We start from the raw sequence: 20,830 nt of genomic DNA, 5'->3' as shown, positions 1-20,830 counted from the left end.
GCTCCAGGTCGATGGAACGAAACGGACTGTAGGGGACCGACGGTAGTGGCTGGGCTCTGGCCCGGGGCGCACGACGCGGGCAGGTCGTCACGAGGTGGCGGACAAGGCGACGGCGGTGACGGGCAGGTCGGTGACGGCGGCGAGTACCGCCTGATGCGTGTCGTCCGTGCCGAGTCCGCTGACGTCAATGACACGTAGGTCGGGGTCGGTCTCGGCGAGGGCGGTGTAGGCGTCGTGGACGTAGCGCAGGAAGGCGCGCTGCTCGTCGGTGTACGGGTGGCCCTGCCGCTGCTCGGCGCGGGCGATGGCGTCGTCGGGGGGAAGGCGCAGCCACAGCGACCGGTCGGCGGCTGGGCCGGTGAGTGTGCCGACTTGCTGTAGCCAGGTGATCGCCTCGGCGGGCGGGGTCTGGTGTTTCTGCAGCAGCGCGGCGAGGCTGTAGGAGTAGAGGGTGTGGAGGCCGCGGTCTTCGATGGCGGCGGTGTCGGCGGCGAGTGCCTCGGCGATGTGGGTGGCGTAGGTGTCGGCGCGGATCGCGGCAGCGAGGTAGGTGTCGGTGAGCACGCTGCTGTGCCGGGAGAACGGGTCGCCGGAGTCGAACAGGTCCAGCAGGGTCCGGCCGAGCGGTTCGGCGTCGCGCGTGAGGTTGTCGGGTAGGTATGCCACGGCGGTGCCGCGCTGGGCCAGGTGCGTGGCGAGGGCGCGGGATTGGGTGGTTTTCCCGGCGCCGGGCAGGCCCTCGAAGGCGATCAGCACGGCGTCCTCCTGTCGTATTGAGTTCCGGTGGTGGCGGTGGCCAGGATGTGCAGGACGGACGCGGTGAGCCCGGGTGCGGTGGCGATCGTGGTGCGCGACCTGCTGTCGTGCGGGCTGCCGTCGGTGTCGGTGACGGCCGCGCCCGCCGCGCGGGCGATCGCGACGCCGGCGGCCATGTCCCAGTCCCGGTTTCCCAGGGTGATGCTGGCGTCGAGGGTGCCGTCCGCGACGAGCGCGAGGTCAACGGCCGCCGAGCCGAGCATGCGGACCTTTCCCGCGACTGGCGCGAGCGCGGTGTGCAGGGCGATGGCGACGGCGTTGCGTTGTGGCGCGTCGTCGCCGGTGCCGTAGTCACCGATCGCGATCATCGCCTCTGGCAGGCCGCTGACGGTGGATGGTGCGATCGGGTTCCCGTTACACCAGGCGCCGATGCCGGGTGCTGCGCAGTAGGTGCGGTCGAGGGCGGGCAGGCTGATCACGCCGAGCAGTGGCCGGATGCCGTCGGTCAGTGCCAGGGAGACGCCGTAGAGCGGCAGGCCGTGGACGAGGTTGAGGGTGCCGTCGATCGGGTCCAGGACCCACCGGTGCGGGGTGGTCGGGTTGCCGCCGGACTCCTCACCGAACCGGTCGATGTCGGGGGTGCGCTCCGCGAGGAAGGCAAGGATCTCGCGTTCGATGGTGTGGTCGAGGTCGGTGGCCACGTCCCTGTCGCCCTTGGCGGTGACCTGCTGGACGGCCTGGGTCTTCAGCCGGCGGGTGCCGTGGTGCACGGCGTCGCGTGCGATGTCCAGCATGACGGTGAGGTTGATCGTCATCTGACGGCTCCTTCCACCCGGGCGGAGGTGGTAGCTATGTCGTGGAGGTAGCCGACGGCGGCGGCGAGGATCCGCTCCACTGCCGTGTCGGTGCGCAGGTGCAGCGCCGGGACGGTGATGGGGTCCGCGGTCGCCTGTAGCCGCCGGTAGAGGGCGAAGCTACGGTCGGCGGCCGGGTGCTGGCCGTGCTGGCAATCGGCGTCGAGGCGGGCTCGCGCGACCGGAGCGGGGCACCAGCACCTGATGAGCGCCAGCGGTTGGTGCAGCCCGGCTGCGAGCTGGACCACGTCGTCGATTTGGTAGCGGCGGGTGCAGGTGCGCTCAAGGATCACGGTGGCGTTCGGCTGCCGGGTTAGGTGTTCGCGGGCGGCCTGGTGCAGCAGAGAGACGACGAAGTCGTCCTGGTCGCGGGTGTAGGTGACCTGGTCGCTGGCCGCGTAGAGCGCGGCGCGGACGTGGTCCTTGTCGAGCACCAGGCAGCCGTGGCCGAGCTGGGCGCGCAGCGCATCGGCCAGCGAGCTCTTGCCCGTGCCGGGCAGCCCGGCCAACTGCACGATCATCGCTGGCCTCCAACTGTGGGCTGGCCAGGAGTGATGCCGCCGGCATCACCGGCTCCTGCCTCGGACAGCGGCGGCCGTTTGGGCAGCTGTGGCCAGCAGGAGCGCAGCAGCTGCCAGCCCGTCTGCGCCGACGTGGGCACCACGGTGGCGGCAGCCGTCGTGGTGGTGGGGTGGGTGCTGTAGCGCAGCGCGTCGGCCAGTGCTGGCCAGCGGCGTTGCGCGGCGACGCGGGCCAGCGTGTGTAGGAACCCGTCATCGCGGCTCAGGATCGGCAACGGTTCCAGATCCGCCGCATGCTGCGGCGCGGATATACGGCGGGCGAGGATCCCCGCGATGTCGGCGGGGTCGCTGGTGTGCGCCAGCCGTGTGCTCAGGTCGAGGGTGAGGCCGGGGACCACCGGATCGTCGAAGTCGCGGTGCAGGGCGGTGGACCGTCGCCCGGTGGCGTAGTAGCCGCAGCCGGTCAGGGCGTTCACGGCGTCGGCGGCGGCCTCGGCGGGGATGAGGATGTCGACGTCGCTGGACTGGCGGGATCCGTCGCCGTGGTAGAGCAGGCTCGCGTGCGCGATCCCGTTGATCGCGGCGGCCGGGATACCGCGGTCGGCGAGGACGGTGATGACGCGGGCGGCCTCCCGGTGGTGCATACGCCAGCGGTGGGTGTTGAGTCGCCGCTGCCCGCGCAAGAACTGCTGCATCGGCCGAGCCAGGCTCGCCGTGTGGCCGTGGCGGTCGAGCCAGTCGGCGAACAGGCAGAGCATCTTGGCGACGATGGTGTACTCCAGCACGTCGCCTAGCGGGCCCCGAATGTCCTCGTCGACGTCGGTTGGGGTGCCGGGGGGTCCGCAGGCGGCGCGTAGCAGCCGGTACGCCCGTGGGCAGTCGGTGGTGTCGGGAAAGAATGTGGCGGGCGCGGCGGTCATCGGGACTCTCCGGCGTCGAGGAGTGCACCGACGGCGGCGGCTAGGGCGGCCGGGTCGGCACCGGCGTGGATGCGGTAGCAGGGCCGCGTGGCCAGGGCGGCGGCGGTGCGGCGGAGGTGGGCGTCGGTGACCTCGTCGGCCGGGCCGGGCACGAGCCACTGGTTGATGTGGGCGCTGGTGCCACGGGCGGGGTCGTGCATGAACATGCGGGTGTCGAGCAACGTCTGGTGGACCTCGTCGGGGTCGACGCGCTCGACGCTGACACCGGTGCGGCTGGGGTCCAGGCGCGGCCAGATCATCACCGACGGGGTCATCTGGCTGGCGACCGTTCCGCCGTGGTGCAGCAGGCCGGAGAAGTCGTCTGGCTCGATGACGACCTTGTCAGGGAAGACCCATTTCTGTTCCGTCGTCAGCGGGCGCTGGCCGGCGGGAAGACGGTGGCGCAGGTGCGGCAGTGCGGCGAGCGTGCCGATCCCGGCGCGCAGCGGCATCGGCCAGGGGTAACCGTGTAGCCGGGTGTCGCTGGCGTGCAGCATCAGCCGGTCGTTGGTCACGTAGTCGCCGCCGAGGTGGTGTAGCCCGGTCAGCAGGGTGGTTGTCTTCCCGCGTCCGCGGTGGCCGGCAATCAGGATGCCGCGCTCGCGCACGGTGAACGCGGCGGCGTGGGCGTAGATCATTCCCTCGGCCAGCAGTTGCCCGGTCATCGCCTGGCGCACCAGTCGCGGTGCCCACGGTCCGATCGCCTCCGTCGTGGCGCACCGGACCACGACCTTCCTTGCCTCCTGGTCGGCGTGCAGCAGCGTGCTCCGGTCGGGCACCCAGAACACGCTGGACGACTCGGCCGCGCGTTCGTAGGCGTAGGTCTGCGGTCCGATGTCGAAGCGTCGCCCGTCGGTCGTGGCGTTCGCGCTGCTGGCCACATCCGGGTCGAGGGTGAGGTAGATGTGCCAGGTCGCGGGTCCGGCGGGTTGCTCGTCGTAGGCGTACAGGATGCGCCGGGCCTCGGCCAGCGCGTAGGCGCTGTCGGTGTGGAGGGTGACGGCGGCGTTGCCACACCGGAACGTCGCGGCGTAGCCGCTGGAGGCGACGGCGGCCGGGCCGGTTGCTGCGGGGTCGGTCATCGGCTCTCCGTTTCGCGTTGGTGCGGCGTGTGCGCGGGCAGATGGCGGTGGGCGAGCCGAATCAGGGCGGTGAACGCGGCCCGGTCCGCGGTGCGGTAGAACTCCGGCAGGGTCACGTCGCCGAGGGCCTGCCGCAACCAGGTGGGCTCGACGGACTGCTGTGCGGTGCCCCACACGGCAAGTCCGGGGCCGGTGAGCTGGAATCCGGCGCGGGCCCGGGCGGCGGTGATCTCGACGGCCGGGGCGCGTTGGTACTTGTCGGCGTCGAGGTGGACCCGATCTGCGGGCGGGTGTCCGGCGGTGGGTAGGTCGGTGTAGAGGTTGAACACTTTGGCCGGGCCGTCGAGCGTGAGGGTGAGGTGCCAGGCGCCGAACGGGATCACGGCCAGTGCGCCGGCGGGGCACTCCTGATAGCGCAGAGCCGGCTGTCCGGTGGCGGTCCGCCAGGCGGTGATGATCAGGGTCCGGCCGGTCAGGGTCTGGAAGACCTCCAGCTGCGCCGGGGTGTTCCAGTGCCCGGTCGAGCGGTGCAGTTCCCCGCCGGGCAGGACGCCGGGCTGGTATTCGACCAGGTCGGCGAACCAGTCGGTGCCGAGCGCATGCCGGCGCGGCAGGACGTCGCGGTGAGCGGTGTAGAGCAGCGGGTCGTCTGCGGTCTCGTGGTGTAGGACGGCGTCGCTGACGAAGACCGTGTTTCCGCCGTCGCGGTGACGGGCCAGGAGGTCGGACAGGCGGAAGTCGGCACCGGCGGAGTGCTCAGGCAGCACGGTCAACGTGGCAGCCGATGCGGTCGTGGTCATCGTGGCTCCGAGCAGGACAGGGCGGCGGCCGGCAGGCAAGTGGCGGACACCGCGTCAACGATTTGGTCGAGAGCGGTGATGGCGAGGACACCAGGTCGGGCCGGCCGGCCGGTCGGCCGGTAGTGCACGGCCCGGCAGCCGGCGTTCAGCGCGCCCCGGACATCGGTGAGCCAGTCGTCGCCGACATGCACCACGTTCTCCGGCGCGGTGTGCGCGCGTTCGGCGACTGTGGCGAAGACCTCCGGTCGTGGTTTCGCGATGCCGAGCTCCGCGGAGAACAGAATGTCGGCGAAGAACGGCGACAGCTCAAGGTCGTCAAGCAGCAGCCGGTGGACCTGGGCAGAGGTCGACAAGGTGTTTGAGGTCAACACGAGCCGCGCACCAGTTGCCACCAGCGCCCGCAACGCGCCTACCGCGCCGTCGACCGGGCGCGGGCATCCGCGCAGACTCGCATGGGTATGCACGACTTCGAGGACCGACAGCATGTCCGCCGTCGCCTGGACGTCGAGTGGGTCGAGGATCCCGGCCAGCAGCTCGCCGACGGTAGGCTGCGTGCCCTCATGGCGCTGCCGGTGAAGGGCAAGGCGATCGGCGGCAGTCACCGCGTGGCGGATCTGGGTCTCGGTTCTGGCGCACCCGAACGCGTCCAGGATCCGGGTGAACTCAGCTACCCGCCACTCCGTCACGGCCGCCCGGTCGCCGTGCACGATCAGGGTGCCCCACAGGTCGAGGCTGACCGTCCAGCCCGACAGGTCAGGTGAGGTGGTCATCGTGGGGCCTGCCTTTCGGGTGATGCCGGCGGCATCGGTTGGTGGGTGCGGATCCATGCGGCGGTGCCGGGCAGGTCGCCGCTGGCCCACAGCAACGATCCGGGGACCACACCGGTGGCGCCGGCAGCGGCAAGCGACGCGACGGTGTCCTGGCGGATGCCGCCGTCGGCAATGATCGGGATATGCCGCTGCTCGGCGTCCAGCAGCCGCCGCATCGCGGTGATCCTGGTCAAGGCGGCGGGATGCATGGTGGTGCCCTTGGTGCCCAGCGGGGTGCCGATCAGGACGATCGCGTCGGCCGCAGGGAGCAGTCCGCGGACGTCCACGGGGTCGGTGTCGAGCATCAGCGCGATCCCCGCCGGTAGCCCGGCGTCGTGGATAGCCCGAACGGCGTCGGCCGCGCCGGTGGCTTCGGCGTGCACCGTGATCAGGTCGGCACCGGCCTCAGCGAACGCGCATGCGAGCCGGGCCGGCCGGTGCGCCATCAGATGCACGTGCAACGGCCGATCGGTGTGCGGTCGGACCGCGCGCACGAGATCGGGGAAGAACAGCGGCTCCGGAACGAACTGGGTGTCGGAGGCGTCGATGTGCAACAGGTCGGCGTGCGGGCTGATCCGGGCGGCCTCGGCCCCGAGCGCGGACAGGTCGGCCGACCACAGAGACACATCCAGCAGCAGCCGATCACGCGGCAACGCGTCGAGCAGCGACGGCATACTCATCTCCTCCCCGGTGCGGTCGTGGACAGCGGTGCGGCCCGCAGCGTGCCGAGCAGCCGGCTGGTGATCTCGTCGGCGACCGCGCCGGCGGTGCGCAGCCCGACCCGCACGCGGACCACCCGGTCGTCGTGGCCGGCGAGGACCTGCCGGTAGGCGGCGGTGTAGCGGGGCAGGAACAGCAGCCGTTCGATCGCTGCGGGATCGCCGCCGCCGCGACCGCGGGCGATCGCGCGTTCCCGGGCCAGCGGCCACGGCGTGTCGAGGAGCACCGGAACGTCGGGCTCGCAGAACCAGGGCGCGACGACGGCACGTAGCCGCCTCAGCGTGTGGGCCGGATCGGTGTCGGGCGCGGTCTCGGTCAGCACTGCCAGAGCCCAGGCGAGCTTGGAGTAGACGCCGTGGTCGACGAGCACCACGTCGTTGACAGCCAGGGCGGGCCGGAAGCAGTGAATGTGGTGATGGGCCTCGCGGCACAGGCGTAGCAGCACATCGACGGTGCTGTGATGCGGCAAGGCGTACCCCCCGAGGCCGGTCCGCGCGCGCAGCGGGGAGCGTTCGAGGAACGCTGACAGCCGGCCGATGCTGCCGGGCTCCCCGCCGTAGTGGACGACCTCGACGGTGAACCCGGCCCGTCGCAGCTTCGCACCGACGAGCTGGGCAGCGGTGGTCTTGCCCGCGCCCCAGACCCCTTCGATCGTGACCAGGCGTCCCCGGGGCGGCGCAAGCTGCCACGACGGCGCGGCCGGCGCGTCGGCTGCTGGGCTGGTGGTGTGTGGCATTCCTGTTTCCGCCCGTGTCATCGGGCCGACCGCAGGGCCGGCAGCCAGCCGTAGTCGACGGCGGGATCACGGGTCGGTTCGTACTCCAGTCCGATCCAGCCGTCGTACCCGATGTCCTGGAGAGCGGCGAAGTAGGCCGGGTAGTCCAGCGCGCCCGAGCCGGGACGGCCCCGGCCAGGGTCGTCGGCGACCTGGACGTGCGCGATGCGGGCCGCGTGCCGGTGCAGCAGCGCGGGCACGTCCTCCCCGGAGCGACCGTGGTGGTAGAGGTCGCAAAGGACAGCGGTGTTGGTCAGGCCGGTCACGGCGTTGACCGCGTCGGCGGCCGTCACCGCCGCGTCGACGTCGCCAAGCGGGTAGTCCGGGGCCTCCTGAACACTGATCGCCTCCAGCACCACGGTGGCGCCGATCGTGGCGGCGGCGGTGGCGGCTGCGGCGAGACTTTCGAGAGCCAGTTGGTCCTGGAAGGCAGGATCGACGTCGGGTTCCCGGTTGCCGTACAGCGCGTTGAGGATCCGGCAGCCGGTGCGTGTGGCGAGCCCCAGGGCGGTGTCGATACCCGCCCGGAAGTCGCCGTGGCGGCGTGGGCTCGACAGCAGCCCGCGGTCACCGGATCGCATGTCACCTTCCACGAGGTTCATAGCGATCAGGCGCACTCCGGCGTCGTTGAGTGCGGCGGCGAAAGCGTCGGTCTCCCGATCGTCGGGCACGGGCCGGGAGAACGGCCACCAACACTCGACGGCGTCGAAGCCATCGGCTGCCGCCGCAGCCGGCCGGTCCAGCAGGGGCAGGTGCCCGTAGAGGATGGATATGTTCGCGGCGAACCGCAGGCCGGAGACGTTCACTGCTGCTCCCAGGTCGTCAGGGGGTCGTCGGATTGGTGATGCCGGCGGCATCGGCCACTGGGTGAGGTGCGATCGGCGGCTCATCGAAGGTGGCTAGGGGAGTGCGCCGACGGTGGCCATCGCGCAGCGGAACTCCTCGACGCGGTGTGGCGGGTAGCCACCACTGGCCATCGCCGGCAGGTAGTAGGTGCGGATCCGGTCCCAGGTCCACGGTGGGGAGGCGAAGTGGCCGGTGATGTCGTTGTTGGTCAGCGCTATCCACCGGCGCAAGCAGCTCGGACACCGGCCGCAGTGCGTGAACGCGGTGCCCGGCGTCGCGCAGGAGAACGTCTGCAACAGGTCGTCGACGGGCAGACCAGCCTTGAGGTACCAGGCCACGATGTCCGATTTCGTCATGTCCCAGAACGGGCTGTCGACCCGGATCGGTCGGCCAGCGAACGTGGTCAGCATCTCGCTCATCCGCGCGAACGCCTCAGAGCTCTTGTCGGCGGTGTGGTCACCCTTGACGCCCACGCACCAGATCACGTCGGCGCGGAACGCGGCGAGCATCGCGAACAGCACGTTCCGGAACGGGATCAAGTCTCCCTGCGGGGTGGCCCGGCCGGACAGGTCAAGCTCGCTGCTGATCTCCAGGTCCATCCCATGTGCGGCAGCGAGCGCCCGCACGGTGTCGATCTCCTGCTGCCGACCGAAGTGTCCGCTGTCGAAGTACAAGGTCCGGGGCTTGCCCAGGTAGTGCCAAGCAGGGAAGGAATCCAGCCCTGCGGAAAAGAGCAGGATCTCGCTCATTGGGTCACTCCTCGTGTCAGGTGCCGCTGCGATGCCGGCGGCATCACCTCGTGACTGGCCGGCACTGGCGGGCCCTGCTCCCGGGTGGGGTGCTCGCGGCTGCCGGCTGACGTCGCAGGTCATGATCTCCATCGGCGGGCCTCCTCCGAGATCGTCTGCGCGTACCCGGTGAGGCGCTGCTCGCTGTCGTGGTCGGTGAGGGCGACGGCGAGAGTCCGGTCGACAACCGCAGCCGCGTGGGGACACGGCGCGGTGGTGAACGGGGCGAGCGCGGGGCGCTGATCGGCGGGGACCAGACCGAACGTGCCGACGCTGTTCGGTACTCCGCGACGGGCAAGGTGCTCGCAGAACGCACGGGGCTGGTCCAGGGTCACAGTTGCCAGGAAGCTGTAGCCGTTCCAGCCCCGACGAGCCGGCACATCGGTCACGTCGATGCCGGGGGTACCGGTCAGCAAATCGGCGAGCAGGCAGACCTGGTGTCGACGGCGGGCGGCCAGCGTGTGGGAGCGGGCAAGGTTGGCGCGGGCGATGAGCGCGAGCGGCTCGGCGAGCCGGTAGTTGTAGCCGACCTCGGCCGGATGACCGTTGCCGGGCGGTGGCGGCTGCTTGTGGGAGCGGAAGGATCGTGCCCGTTGTGCGATGTCGTCACGGTCGGTGAGGAGATATCCGCCCTCTCCGGACCAAAGCACCTTGCCATCTTTGAGACTGAAGCAGCCCACGTCGCCGGTAGTGCCGGCAAGTCGGCCGCCCGCGCAGCTGCCCTGTGCCTGGCAGGCATCCTCCACGACGGCCAGGCCGTGCTCCGCCGCCGTGCGGGCGAGCCGGGCCGGGTCGCCGGGCCGGCCCCACAGGTACACGGGCAGGATCGCCTTGGCCGAGGGCGTGATCTTGCGGTCGAGGTCGTCGTAGTCGAGGTCGGTGCCGGTGGGATCGCAGTCGACGAAGACCGGCTGGGCGCCCGCGTAGATGATCGGGGCGACCGACATGATCACCGACAGCGCCGGGACAAGGACGTCGTCGCCTGGGCCGATGTGTAGCGCGCGTAGCGCGGTGTGCAGCGCTGCGGTACCGGAGGACACCGCGACCGCGTGCCGTACCCCAGCGGTCATGGCCAGTTCCCGTTCCAATGCCTCGGCGTGCGCACTCCCGGCGGGGTCGGGCATCCGGGCGAGCAGCCGCGCAAGGTCCGCGACGATGGCCTGGTCAATTCCGGCGGTGTCCGGCGGCGCAGCGCGACGCAGATTGTCGGGCATCATGACGGCCCACCGGGGGGCAGGAACTGGGCGAAGCCCATCAGCGGCCACATGTTGACGCAGTCGCTGGAGAACAGGTGGCAGTCGGCGCAGGTGCCGCCGGGGCCGAACAGCGCGGCGGCGGTCGCGCTGCGGATCGAGCGCCGACCGTCGCCCGCTGCGGTGGCGCGGATCTTCAACGTGGAGGGACAGTCCCAGACGCTGCCGTCGGGCTCGATGAAGAACAGGTCGGTACCGCCGAAGCAGCCGAGCACGAAGCCGGGACGCTCGGCGGTGACCGCGTCGATGACCTGGCCGGCGTAGCTCGGCGCGGGAAGGTGCACCGGCGGCGCGTCGTACAACTGGGCGAACGCGGCGGTCAGCGCTTTGGTGTCGGACGGTGTGAGCGACAGCTGCTGGTGCAGCGCGTGCTCCGGTTCAAGGGCGATCGGCTGCGGCACGAAGTAGTCGCAGCCGAGCCGAGCGGCCAAGGCCGCGGTCTCGGTGACCGCGTCGATGTTCTGCCGGGTAATCACCGAGTAGATGCCCACGCGTGGCATCCGGTCGGCGCCCCGGGCGGTGATCAGGGCCTGGATGCCGGCCACGACGTCTCGGTGGCCGTGCACACCGTTGCGGGCCGGACGCCACCGGTCGTTGTAGCCGGCGTCGGCGGAGTCGAGCGAGACGGACACGGCGTCGACCCCGGTAGCGAGGATCGCCTCGACAACCTCCGGCCGGTTGAGCGGGATGCCGTTGGTGCACAGCACCACCTGCACCCCGGCGGCCTTGATCCCGGCGACCACGTCCATGATCGGCGGCCAGATGAGCGGCTCGCCCCCGGCGAGAAAGATCCGCTCGACGCGCGATGCGGGCAGGGTCTGCACGAACGCCGCGATGGTAGCCAGGTCCAGATCGGTGCGCGCCAGGTGCGACAGCGCCCCCGGCTGGGCCGGCATGGCGTCCCGGTGCTCCTCAATGGTGCCGAAGTAGCAGTAACGGCAGCCCAGGTTGCACGGCGAACGCAGGGCCCATAACAGGGATACACCGGTCATCCCGTTCTCCCTTCCGAATTGAGTGCCAGCCGGTGTGCTGTGGCCGCCGCGACCGGCCCTCGGCGGTAAGGGCGCCGGGACTGGACGGTCGCCCCGGTCACGGGCGCTCCCACGGGAAGACCACCCAGCCGTCGACGGCGGTCCCGATGTAGGTCAGCGCCTGCTCGGGTTTCTGTGGCCGCCGCCAGTTGCCGACGTTGACCACGAAGATCGCGGTGCGTACCCGGACGGCCCCGGCAGCCACCACCAGTTCCACGGTGCGTGCGATGGTGTCGCCGCTGCCGGCGACATCATCGACGATGAGGACGTTCGCGCCGGTCAGGTCGCCGAGGCTGGCCGCGTTGGCGACCTGCGGGGCGGACGACTTCACCGCGTCGACGCCATCGGCGGTGGTGTGCAGCACCTCCACGGCGCGCAAGGAGCGCACGCCGAGGGCGTGCGCGAGCAGCACGGCCGGGATGACGCCACCGCGCAGCACGCCCACCACGACGTCGGGCACCGTGTGGGCGCGGATCTCGCTCGCGATCCGGTCGGCGGTGGCGGTGATGTCGTCCCAGCCGAGCATCGTGGGGGTGCGGTCATCGGCCACGTTTGTCACCCCAGATCAGCACGTGCTGGCGGGTCGTGAGGTGCCAGCCGTGGGTCAGCGCGACGTCGGCCAGCCACCGCATCCGGTCGATGACCACATCGGCACTGGTGCCCTCCGGGGATAGCCACACCTCCGTGAGCCCGAATTCCTGCTGAAGGTCGGCGATTTCCCGCACGTCATTGGGGCCGGTCACCACGAACTTCCACCGGGCCCGTCCGCTGCTCTGCAGCTGTTCGATGACCTGCGGCTTGATCCGCTTGCCGCGCGGAACCGCGCTGCTTGCCAGCTTCAGGCCGGCGTTGAAGTGCGCGCCTGCTTCGATCAGCGCGGCGCCCGGAGCGATGGTCGCGTTCGTCTCGATCTCCAGGGACCTGCCCGAGGCGGATGCGCGCTGGGCGAGGGCAGTGACGATGTCAGGGTGCAGCAGCGGCTCGCCTCCGGAGACGACGATCAGATCCACCGGTGCCAGGCCTGGGTTGTCGGTGCTCGGGTCGAGCCTCGCCAGTTGGTCCCAGATTTCCGTGGCGCTCATCGTCGGCACGGCTTGCAGGTCGTGCTCGGCCGTGTTCCAGGTGTGCTCGGTGTCGCAGACCATCGCGCCGAGGGCGCTTACCTCCGCCGTGCGAGGCAGCCTCGGATATCCGCAGGTCAGGTTGCACTTCATGAGGCGTACGAACAGGGCGCGGCGGCCGAGATTCACTCCTTCTCCCTGGAAGGAGTAAAAAATCTCGGCGACCCCAACCTGCGTGCCGGTCCGGCCGGTCGCGGAGGTGACCTTGGGTGACAAGATGACGTTCCCTTTCCTATGCAGGGATGTCTTGGCGGTACTCCGCCCAACTGGTCGCGGTTTCCCGCACACGCACGGCCTCGACGAACGCACCGTCCGGCAGGGGGAGATGGGTCACGCACCAGTCGAACAGCAGCCGCGCCAGGTTTTCGCTGGTCGGCTCCACGTCGATGACGTCGTTCAGGAGCCGGTGGTCGAACTCGCCGTCCAGATGCCGCTTCAGCGGGTCGAGCTTCGCGAAATCAACCACGAAGCCGGGTCCGGCCAGCCGCGTCGAGGCGAGTGTGACTTCCACGGTGTACCCGTGCCCGTGCAACCGGCCGCACTTGTGCCCCTCGGGCAGCCCGCCCAGCTGGTGCGCCCCATGGAACTCGAAGGTCTTGCCGATCCGATAGATCCCGGACGCGGTGGCCGTGGCGCCGGCCGAGCCTGTCGACGCGGACTCGCTCATGCGGCCCTGCTCGACCGAAGGGCCAACTGGATGAACTCGGCGCGTGCGCCGTGGTCTTTCTGCAAGCGACCGCGGGTGGCGACCGTGACCGTGTCGGCGCCGGCGGCGCGGACACCTCGGCCGGTCATGCACAGGTGCTCGGCGACGAGCACCACGCCAACGCCGTCGCATGCCAGTTGCTCGTCCAGGAACCTGGCGATCTGCTGCCCGAGGTTCTCCTGCACCTGCAGCCGGGCGGCGAACATCCGCACCGTCCGAGCGATCTTCGACAGGCCGGGCAACTTCTCACCGGGATAGAGGCCGATGTGGGCGTGGCCAGAGAATGGCAGCAGGTGGTGAGCGCACAGTGACGTGAAGGCGATATCGCGCGTCAGGACCAGGTCGTGGTGGCCCTCGTCGTTCGGGAACGTCGTGAACGTCCAGGTCTGAGGAGTGAGCAGCTGCACGAGGGCATCGGTCATGCGTCGCGGGGTGTTGCGGCCGACCTCGGTGTCCGCAGGGACGCCGAGGGCTCGCAGCAACTGCCCCGCCGCCTGTTCGACCTGCTTCCGATTCAGCACGTCCGCGCCAGCGAGCACGGTGTGGACTGAACCGTCGAGGTCGGGGAGGGTGGTTGTCACCAGGTCTCCTTCGGGGTGAGCTCGGACGTCCGGACTGCCATGTGCGATGTCGACCGCCGCACACGCGAGCGCAACGGGTGCTGCCCGTGCGGTTCGCGGTCAGGCGTGCGCCCTGGCGATCCCTGCTTGGAGACGCCATCGGCCGGCGAGTCTGATAGCCAGCACGTCGCGGGCGGTGGATCCCTCGGCCGTTGGAAGCGGCGACCGTGTGACTGAGCGTGGCACCGGGCCTACCGGGTCGACCAGACCGTGAACGGCGCTCAGGAAGGTGCGCGAAAGGTGCGTTCGCCCACTGTCGATGTTTTCGTCGGTACTCTGAGGACGGCCAGCGCCGGTCACCGTATGCGTGTGAGGGACAACGTCATGAGGATGCCGTCACGTATCGTCAACCCGGTCTTGGCGGCGCTGCTCGACGGTAGTGGCTTCACCTCGCTGGATGAGTTCGCCGCTGCGGTCAACACTCTCGGCAACCGTGAGTACGGCCTCCACCTGTCCTACGACCACGTGGGCGTGAAGCGCTGGCTATCCGGCGGGACATGCCGGCAGCCGGAAGTGGTCGCCGAGGTGCTGTCCCGGGCCTGGGGCGTCGACATCCCTGTCGCGGTGATCTGGCCTCAGTCGCGGGGCGGCGCCGCTCCGGCCGCACCGCACCTTGTTCCCTGCGTGGCCCCTCGTACGCTTGATGAGCTGGCCGCCTACATGGGGAGCGACATGCTGACCAGGCGCGCACTTCTGACTGAGGCGATCGCCTTCACTGCGTGCGAGGCGCTGACCGATCCGCTATTGCGGTGGCTTACCGGGCCCGCAGGGCGGCTACCGGACCGGTCCGCGTCGACGTCGCAGCGTCTGACCATGTCGGCCGTCGCACGGATCGAGGCTGCCACCGCCGCGTTCGGCGCCCAAGACGCGGCGATCGGCGGCGGACTGAGCCGCGAGGCCGCGGTCGGGCAACTCAAGCACGCCGTCGATCTGCTGCGCGAAACGTCCTACACCGACGCGGTAGGCAACCGGATGCTCGCCGCGATTGCCGAGCTGGCTGGAATGGCCGGCTGGATGAGCCACGACGTACAGATGGCCGGCCCTGCCCAGCGGTACTTCACCCTCGGACTGCAGGCCGCCCGCGAGTCCACCGACAGGCGATCGACACTGCTCCAGGTCAGCCTCCTCGCGGACATGGCCCGGCAGATGCGCGACCTGGGACACTCGGCCACCGGACTGCAGCTGGTCGACGCGGCCCTGGCGCTGCTGCCACGCGGACGGCATCCGGCCGCCGCGGCGATGCTGTGGAACCTGCGCGCCCGGATGCTCGCTCCGCTCGGGGCCTCCTCGATCACCGAGCTCAAGCACGCGGTCCGGCTGGCTGAGGATCTGCTCGCCGACGCGGACCCTGGCGATCACGATCTGCTGGCATACACCGGCCGAGCCGAACTCGCTGGCAACGCCGCCCTCGCATGGCAGGACGCCGCCGTCCATAACACGAATCTCGCCGCACACGCAGAAGAACAAGCCCTCGCCGCACTCGGTGCCCGTCCGCCTGGCTACTCCCGCTCGACCGTCTTTGATCAGATCAGCCTCAGCGTCGCCCGGTTCACCGGCATCGACCCAGACCAAGCAGCCGCCGACGGCCATCGAGCGATCGACATGGCCGCCGAGGTCGCGACCTCCACCCGTGTGCTCGACAGGCTCAGCTCACTGCTGACCCACTCCGCACCACACGCCACCCGGCCTGCGGTTCGCGCGTTCCGGGAACGGCTGACCCTCACCCTCGATACCGCAGACGCCTGACCACGCTTCCACGCGGCCGTGCCCGTTCTATCCGACTGCGGACCAGCGAACGGTGCGGTCACCCGCACGCAGCGACGCGATCCGCAGCGCAGCCTCGCGAGCATGCGGCGGAGAGAACGGCGCACGACGGATGTGCGCGGCGACGGACCGCAACTCGTAGATGTCCCGGAGGATCCTCCAGCCAGGGTCCGTGGTCGGATCCGCGCCATACGCGCCGAGCATCTGGGGCAGCAGCTGCGGCGATCCACCAAACCGCTCCTCAGCGGTAGCAGGAACCAGATCCCACTCGCGCGGCGCGGTCGCGGCGTTGTCCCAATCAGCGACCAGCGGGCCGGTGCGGGTCGAGATGATGTTGTCCAACTGCGCATCACCGTGCACCAGGCCGACTCCCAGCCGGAACTCGACCGTGTCGAGGCTGTGCTGCAACTCAACCGCCCTCGCGTCGATCCATCGCCGGTCGGACGCTTGCAGCCAGCTGCTGGCCTTAACGGCCGCGACGAGCCGGTCCAGCGGACGGAACACCGGGAGGACAAACGGCGGCCGGAGAGTGTGCAGCCATCGCAACAGCCGGCCCAGTTCTGCGCCCGTGACCGGTTCCGGAGCGGGAACGACGTCGGCCTGTTCCCAGAATGTGACCGGAGATTCGTCCTCCTGGTCGCCGTCGACGATGACCGGCTGCTCGATCCCGGAAACGGGCACCACGCTGGGGAAGCCCTCGCTCACCAGCCAACGGGTAACATCGACCGCCCGCGCGGCCCGTCCCACAGCATCAGCACCTCGGCCGACACGCACGATGATGCAAGCCCGAGGCAGAAGAAACACCGCGTTGCTGTGGAAACGGACCGGGCGCAGCTCGCCAGCGTCGAGGCCCACCAGATGGCACGCCCTCCGCGCCTGCGTCTCGGTCATTCACTACCAGGCCGAATAGCTGCTGCCCGCTGCATATCCACGCTGCTCGCCGTCCTCATTCGCCTCGAACGCTGACCGGTCTGTCGTCACAACCAAGGCGCGAACCAGCGTACTGGTCTTCACGGTGAGCTTCACAGGGTGCTTGGGCTCATGGCGGGATCGATGCCGGCGGCATCATCGCGAAGGGATGATACCGCCGGCATCGCGGTGGGATTGGCGCGTACGGTCGCGGCATGATTGGCACAGAGTGCGGTTGGTGCGGCCGGTACGCGCACATGCAACAGTGGGGTGCCGGAGGGACTTACCGGTGGGAAGAGGTTCCGAGCATCGGCGGCCCCGATCGCCTTGTGTTGACGCTCATGGGGGCGTTCACCTGCGCCGCATGCGGTCGAATCACGCTCGCCCACCTCACCCTTGAGAACCCCCCGTACGACCAGGAGGAAGGGCTGTCGGGCCGAGATGTCTACGAGTTGCTCGGCGAGCGCGACGATCAGCTTCACTGGTTGCCGACGCGCGCTGCCGGGAAGGGCTTCCCGGATGTCCCGGATGCACTCGCGGACACCGCTAGCGAGGCACACAGGGCGATGCAGACAAAGTGCCACCGCGCCGCCGTGCTGCTCGCCCGCTCGGTCATCGAGGCAACTGCGAAGGCGAAGCAGATCACAAGCGGCAGCCTCAACGCCAAGATCGACGCACTAGCCCAAACTGGACTCATTCGTGGGCACATCCAAGAGGCTGCGCACGAAATCCGGCACCTCGGCAATGACATGGCCCACGGTGACTTCACCACTCCCGTGGCTGCCGAGGACGCCGAGTTGATCCTCACGCTGATGGACGAGGTGCTGCTGGAGGTCTTCCAATCGCCGGCCAGAGTTGCGCACGCAAAGGCGAAAAGGCTCGCCCGGACACAGCCGTCGTCAGGGAGTAGCGCCAGCGGTGATACCCACAACCCGGCCCGCACCGACAGTGGCTCTAAGTAGGAGACAAACAGCGAAGCGAAGGGATTCTGCGGCAGTGATGCTGGTAGCATCGCTGCCGCGCCTCCAGCGCATCCCCAGCCTCCATCCCGTATCTGCGGTGCCTATACGGCGAGTATGTCGCCGGTGCAGGGCTAGCTTGCCGTGACGGGCCCACCGCTGTATGTCGGCCCACGACAGCCGTAGTGCGCCCTGGCTGGTGACGATGTGCTGCCAGAGCTGTGTGTGGCCGGTTACGACGTCGGGCATGGGTCGCCGAGCAGCCACTGGCACCACTGGGCGGGACCGGACATGGCCTCGACCGGAATGCCGAGGGCGCCCGGGTACCGACGGTCGTAGGCGGCGCTTATCGCTGCGGCGTCGCGAGGGCAACTGAGCAACCAGGGTGCAGCCACCTGGTGAAGCTCCAAGGTTGCTTGGAAGCCCTTCCCACTGATGCGTCCGATGAGTAACCCACGATTGATCAGGGCACGCCAGAGCGCCGGGGTGGGACCGTGGTGGCGGCCCTCGCCCCACCCGTTGGTGGATGACGCGCTGAAGACGGTGACCCGCAGGGGCAAGGGCTGGACGGTCACCTCGGCGGCGATCAGGGGCACCCCGAGCAGCCGCAGCGCGTGGGTGCGGTGGGTGCCGTTGGTGGTGATCTCATGGATCGGGCCGGCTGGACCTGGGTATTGGGTTAGGTGAACGTGCCCGTCGTCGGTGAGGATCTCGGCCAACGCCCGGCCGGGATCGGGCGCCGTCAGCAGCTTGCCGATGATCAACTGGACCTGTTGGGGACGGTGGCTGGCGAAGTCGTTCCAGCAAGTGGCGTTGCCTCCAACGATCGTGTCGGTTGACACCCAATCGTTGATGGCGACGAGACCGAAGTCGTCGTGACTTCGGTCCTCCGGGCTGTACGACGCCCCTCTCACCAGGGGACTGGCCCGATTCAGTGTGGCCGCCCTGGCGGTGATTTTCTCCTGCAGCTGCATCCGGTCGACCGGCCATTGGTTTCGGCGTTCCTGCAGCAGGGCAGCGAGGCGCGCGAGGATATCGGTGCTGCCGGCAACGAACTCGTGGATCGAGCCGGGCTCCTGGAGATCGTCGTAGTCCATGCGGCGACTACGGGGCACGGTTGGCGGAGCCGTCGTCCAGCCGACCTGCGGTCGTGCGCCAGTGGGAGTAGACAGCCCGGCCAGTAGCTCGCGAACCGCTTCCCCGGAGAGCGCGATCCCCGCCGCGCGGCGGCCGTCCTCGGCGATCGCGCTGAAGCCGTTAGAAGCATGGGTAGTGGCGCTCCACCGCTCGGTGCCCGGTCGAGCCAGGTGCTCGCGGCGGATCAGCACCTCGTACAGACCAGCGGCCCAAGTGGCGCCGTCGTCCGGAGCGTTCTCATCCTCCGCCTGCTCCAGACTCACGCCTCCAGCGACCCTCGGGGTAGGCGCGGCCGTCACTGTCTGGGCCGGCGGCGCCGGCGGGGGAGGGACCGGCACCGCCAGTACCCGCTGGCGGCGCCAGGACAGCGCGGGAATGGACAGCAGCGACCACCAAAGGACGCATATGCCGGCTGCGATCCACCGCCCCGGACCGCCAGAGCCAGCGGCGACCATAGCGGCGCTGCCGGCACCGTACAGCGTCCATCCGATCCGGGCACCGACCGAGCGGAACAGGCTGAAAAGCAGCAGCACCAAACCGGCGGAACACCAGGTCCACCACAGGGAGTTGCCGTTCACAGGCAGCCCGGCGGCATGGCTGGCAAGGTAGTTGCGCACGGGGTCGATGACGATCCTGGCGTACGCGTGGTCTTGCCCCCAGGCCGCCAGGTCAGTGATACGCCCGCCAGTCCACCACAGCAGCACGCGGATTAGCGGAACGATGAGCAGGCCAAGAAACGCTGCAGCCAGCAGGACCGCGAACAAGGGTAGCCACCACGGCGGCCAGCCCTCTCGCTCACGATCGAGCGCCTGTTGCCACATCGACTGTGCCAGCGCAGTCGCTATCGACCGGACCTGCGTTAGGGATGTACTCAAGGTGGAGGCGGACGGGGCTGCCCTGTCTGCCAGGCTGAGATGAGACAGCCTTTCCGGGCGAGCTAGGCTCGACGGGTGACAGGAAGAGGATCATCGTGACACTACCCAACACCCCGGGTGAGCAGGGCGGACGGCCGAAGCGTCGGACGTTCACGGCGGAGTACAAGCTGCGGATCGTGGCGGAGTACGACGCGGCGAAGGCCTCGGGTGAGGGGGCGGCGATTCTGCGTCGGGAGGGCCTGTACCACTCCCACATCTTGGAGTGGCGTGCCGCGCGGGACGCCGGCGCGTTGACCGCCCTGGGCACCCGTAAGAGCCCGGTGGGTGAGAACCGGCGCCGGAGCGCGGAGGCGGTTGAGTTGGAGCGGTTGCGGCGGCGTAACGAGCGTCTGGAAGCGGACCTGGCGCGGACGAAGACCGCGTTGGAGATCATGGGAAAAGCGCACGCGCTCTTGGAGACGCTGTCCGAGAGCGCGGACGACACGCCGCGGCCGGGCAGGAGGCGCTGAACACGGCGTTCGGCAAGCTGCTGCCGCTGGTGGGTGTGGCCGGGGCGTGTCGGTTGACCGGCCGGTCCCGTGCCACGCACTACCGGCACCGGCAGCCGCCGGTGGTGTCCCGGCCACTGCGGCCGAAGACACTCCCGCCGTCGACGCTGAGCGAGGCCGAACGCCGCGCGGTCCTGGATGTGTTGCATCGGGATGAGTACGCGGAGATGTCCGTGGCGCAGGTGTGGGCCCGGGAACTCGACCAGGGCCGTTACTGGTGCTCACAGTCCACGATGTACCGGATCCTGCGCCAAGCGGGTGAGAGTCGGGAACGCCGCCGGCAGGCCACCCACCCGCCGCGGACGATTCCGCAGTTGGCCGCGACCGGGCCGTCGCAGGTGTGGTCATGGGACATCACCCGCCTGAAAACCACCGGGCGGGGCGTGTTCTACCACCTGTACGTGATCATCGACGTGTACTCCCGGTACGTCGTCGGCTGGCACGTCGCCGGCGGTGAGGACTCCATGCTCGCCCGCGAACTGATCGACGACGCCATCACCCGCAACCGGGTTCGACCCGAAGTCCTGCACGCCGACCGGGGCTCGTCGATGACCTCGAAACCCGTCGCCGAACTCCTCGCCGACCTCGACGTCACCCGCTCCTACTCCCGACCACGGGTATCGAACGACAACCCGTACTCCGAAGCGCAGTTCAAGACGTTGAAATACTGCCCCGCGTTCCCCGACCGGTTCACCTCACTCGAACACGCCCGCGAGTTCTGCACCGAGTTCTTCACCTACTACAACCACGAACACCGCCACAACGGGATCGGCCTGCACACCCCCGCCTCAGTGCACTACGACACCGCCGCCGACGTGCACGACCAACGGCAGGCCACCCTCGACACCGCCTGGCACACCCACCCCGACCGGTTCACCCGCCGCCCCCGACCCCCAGCCCTACCGACCACCGTGTGGATCAACAAACCAGCAGCTCAACCCGCAAATCTACAGAACACCTAACCACGAAAACGTCTCACTTGACTTGACAGGTTCCG

24 protein-coding genes are annotated in these 20,830 nt (G+C 69.5%); 4 read left to right on the top strand and 20 right to left on the bottom strand.

What is annotated here, in order from left to right; translation table 11 throughout:
- Positions 1 to 87 precede the first annotated feature (87 nt).
- The 17 genes from C1A38_RS09345 to folE form a co-directional block, all read right to left on the bottom strand.
- Positions 88 to 756, bottom strand: coding sequence for a dTMP kinase (locus tag C1A38_RS09345; protein WP_102657438.1), 669 nt, complete (start codon positions 754 to 756; stop codon positions 88 to 90).
- Positions 750 to 1,571, bottom strand: coding sequence for an inositol monophosphatase family protein (locus C1A38_RS09340; RefSeq protein ID WP_102657437.1), 822 nt, complete (start codon positions 1,569 to 1,571; stop codon positions 750 to 752). The genes C1A38_RS09345 and C1A38_RS09340 overlap by 7 nt, the downstream gene beginning before the upstream one ends.
- The gene (locus C1A38_RS09335; protein ID WP_102657436.1) at positions 1,568 to 2,131 is read right to left on the bottom strand and encodes a P-loop nucleotide/nucleoside kinase family protein; all 564 of its coding nucleotides are present in this window, start codon (positions 2,129 to 2,131) and stop codon (positions 1,568 to 1,570) included. Before C1A38_RS09335 ends, C1A38_RS09340 begins: the two co-directional genes overlap by 4 nt.
- The gene (locus C1A38_RS09330) at positions 2,128 to 3,051 is read right to left on the bottom strand and encodes a nucleotidyltransferase family protein (protein WP_102657435.1); all 924 of its coding nucleotides are present in this window, start codon (positions 3,049 to 3,051) and stop codon (positions 2,128 to 2,130) included. The genes C1A38_RS09335 and C1A38_RS09330 overlap by 4 nt, the downstream gene beginning before the upstream one ends.
- Entirely contained in the window at positions 3,048 to 4,172 is a 1,125-nt protein-coding gene (locus C1A38_RS09325; RefSeq protein ID WP_102657434.1) for a hypothetical protein, read from the bottom strand. Before C1A38_RS09325 ends, C1A38_RS09330 begins: the two co-directional genes overlap by 4 nt.
- Positions 4,169 to 4,972, bottom strand: a complete 804-nt coding sequence (locus C1A38_RS09320; RefSeq protein ID WP_102657433.1) for a hypothetical protein — start codon at positions 4,970 to 4,972, stop codon at positions 4,169 to 4,171. Before C1A38_RS09320 ends, C1A38_RS09325 begins: the two co-directional genes overlap by 4 nt.
- Positions 4,969 to 5,742 carry an HAD family hydrolase gene (locus C1A38_RS09315; RefSeq protein WP_102657432.1) on the bottom strand — a complete coding sequence of 258 codons (774 nt, stop codon included), beginning with the start codon at positions 5,740 to 5,742 and terminating at the stop codon, positions 4,969 to 4,971. The genes C1A38_RS09320 and C1A38_RS09315 overlap by 4 nt, the downstream gene beginning before the upstream one ends.
- Positions 5,739 to 6,461 (bottom strand): ribulose-phosphate 3-epimerase, encoded by a 723-nt coding sequence (locus C1A38_RS09310; protein WP_233196731.1) that lies wholly within the window; start codon positions 6,459 to 6,461, stop codon positions 5,739 to 5,741. The genes C1A38_RS09315 and C1A38_RS09310 overlap by 4 nt, the downstream gene beginning before the upstream one ends.
- Positions 6,458 to 7,237, bottom strand: coding sequence for a dTMP kinase (locus tag C1A38_RS09305; protein ID WP_102657430.1), 780 nt, complete (start codon positions 7,235 to 7,237; stop codon positions 6,458 to 6,460). The genes C1A38_RS09310 and C1A38_RS09305 overlap by 4 nt, the downstream gene beginning before the upstream one ends.
- Before the next feature lie 17 nt (positions 7,238 to 7,254).
- The gene (locus tag C1A38_RS09300; RefSeq protein WP_102657429.1) at positions 7,255 to 8,082 is read right to left on the bottom strand and encodes a hydroxypyruvate isomerase family protein; all 828 of its coding nucleotides are present in this window, start codon (positions 8,080 to 8,082) and stop codon (positions 7,255 to 7,257) included.
- Between the two features lie 93 nt (positions 8,083 to 8,175).
- Entirely contained in the window at positions 8,176 to 8,871 is a 696-nt protein-coding gene (locus tag C1A38_RS09295) for a 7-cyano-7-deazaguanine synthase (protein ID WP_102657428.1), read from the bottom strand.
- A gap of 119 nt (positions 8,872 to 8,990) precedes the next feature.
- Positions 8,991 to 10,127: a DegT/DnrJ/EryC1/StrS family aminotransferase gene (locus C1A38_RS09290; protein WP_233196730.1), complete on the bottom strand. Its 1,137-nt coding sequence runs from the start codon at positions 10,125 to 10,127 to the stop codon at positions 8,991 to 8,993.
- Complete coding sequence (locus tag C1A38_RS09285) at positions 10,124 to 11,155, bottom strand: radical SAM protein (RefSeq protein WP_102657426.1); 1,032 nt, start codon at positions 11,153 to 11,155, stop codon at positions 10,124 to 10,126. The genes C1A38_RS09290 and C1A38_RS09285 overlap by 4 nt, the downstream gene beginning before the upstream one ends.
- A 97-nt stretch (positions 11,156 to 11,252) precedes the next feature.
- Positions 11,253 to 11,744, bottom strand: a complete 492-nt coding sequence (locus C1A38_RS09280) for a phosphoribosyltransferase (protein WP_233196729.1) — start codon at positions 11,742 to 11,744, stop codon at positions 11,253 to 11,255.
- Positions 11,734 to 12,339, bottom strand: coding sequence for a 7-carboxy-7-deazaguanine synthase QueE (locus tag C1A38_RS09275; protein ID WP_353505514.1), 606 nt, complete (start codon positions 12,337 to 12,339; stop codon positions 11,734 to 11,736). Before C1A38_RS09275 ends, C1A38_RS09280 begins: the two co-directional genes overlap by 11 nt.
- Positions 12,340 to 12,547: 208 nt before the next feature.
- A complete protein-coding gene (locus C1A38_RS09270) occupies positions 12,548 to 12,982 on the bottom strand; it encodes a 6-pyruvoyl trahydropterin synthase family protein (RefSeq protein WP_102657424.1) in 435 nt (144 codons plus the stop codon).
- Entirely contained in the window at positions 12,979 to 13,602 is a 624-nt protein-coding gene (gene folE, locus C1A38_RS09265) for a GTP cyclohydrolase I (RefSeq protein WP_102657423.1), read from the bottom strand. Before folE ends, C1A38_RS09270 begins: the two co-directional genes overlap by 4 nt.
- Positions 13,603 to 13,998: 396 nt before the next feature.
- Here folE and C1A38_RS09260 point away from each other — a divergent pair, with 396 nt between their 5' ends.
- Positions 13,999 to 15,387, top strand: coding sequence for an NsdA family TPR-like regulatory protein (locus C1A38_RS09260; RefSeq protein WP_233196728.1), 1,389 nt, complete (start codon positions 13,999 to 14,001; stop codon positions 15,385 to 15,387).
- Between the two features lie 27 nt (positions 15,388 to 15,414).
- Here C1A38_RS09260 and C1A38_RS09255 read toward each other — a convergent pair whose 3' ends face one another.
- Positions 15,415 to 16,296, bottom strand: a complete 882-nt coding sequence (locus C1A38_RS09255; protein ID WP_102657421.1) for a phosphotransferase family protein — start codon at positions 16,294 to 16,296, stop codon at positions 15,415 to 15,417.
- 233 nt (positions 16,297 to 16,529) lie between these two features.
- Here C1A38_RS09255 and C1A38_RS31325 point away from each other — a divergent pair, with 233 nt between their 5' ends.
- Positions 16,530 to 17,276 (top strand): DUF4145 domain-containing protein, encoded by a 747-nt coding sequence (locus tag C1A38_RS31325; protein WP_199180150.1) that lies wholly within the window; start codon positions 16,530 to 16,532, stop codon positions 17,274 to 17,276.
- Here the strand turns inward: C1A38_RS31325 and C1A38_RS32570 are convergent.
- The gene (locus C1A38_RS32570; RefSeq protein ID WP_502696926.1) at positions 17,214 to 17,522 is read right to left on the bottom strand and encodes a hypothetical protein; all 309 of its coding nucleotides are present in this window, start codon (positions 17,520 to 17,522) and stop codon (positions 17,214 to 17,216) included. The genes C1A38_RS31325 and C1A38_RS32570 overlap by 63 nt on opposite strands.
- Positions 17,507 to 19,174, bottom strand: a complete 1,668-nt coding sequence (locus C1A38_RS09245) for a hypothetical protein (protein WP_146017496.1) — start codon at positions 19,172 to 19,174, stop codon at positions 17,507 to 17,509. The genes C1A38_RS32570 and C1A38_RS09245 overlap by 16 nt, the downstream gene beginning before the upstream one ends.
- Positions 19,175 to 19,380: 206 nt before the next feature.
- Between C1A38_RS09245 and C1A38_RS30740 the strand changes: the two genes are divergently transcribed.
- Positions 19,381 to 19,794, top strand: a complete 414-nt coding sequence (locus C1A38_RS30740; protein WP_158244875.1) for a transposase — start codon at positions 19,381 to 19,383, stop codon at positions 19,792 to 19,794.
- Positions 19,791 to 20,795 (top strand): IS3 family transposase, encoded by a 1,005-nt coding sequence (locus tag C1A38_RS09230; RefSeq protein ID WP_102657418.1) that lies wholly within the window; start codon positions 19,791 to 19,793, stop codon positions 20,793 to 20,795. Before C1A38_RS30740 ends, C1A38_RS09230 begins: the two co-directional genes overlap by 4 nt.
- The last annotated feature ends 35 nt before the right edge of the window (positions 20,796 to 20,830 follow it).

This window comes from Verrucosispora sp. ts21, from assembly GCF_002879555.1.
GTDB lineage: Bacteria > Actinomycetota > Actinomycetes > Mycobacteriales > Micromonosporaceae > Micromonospora > Micromonospora gifhornensis.
Note: the sequence above shows the minus strand (reverse complement) of the source record. Positions and strands in the feature narration are given on the sequence as shown.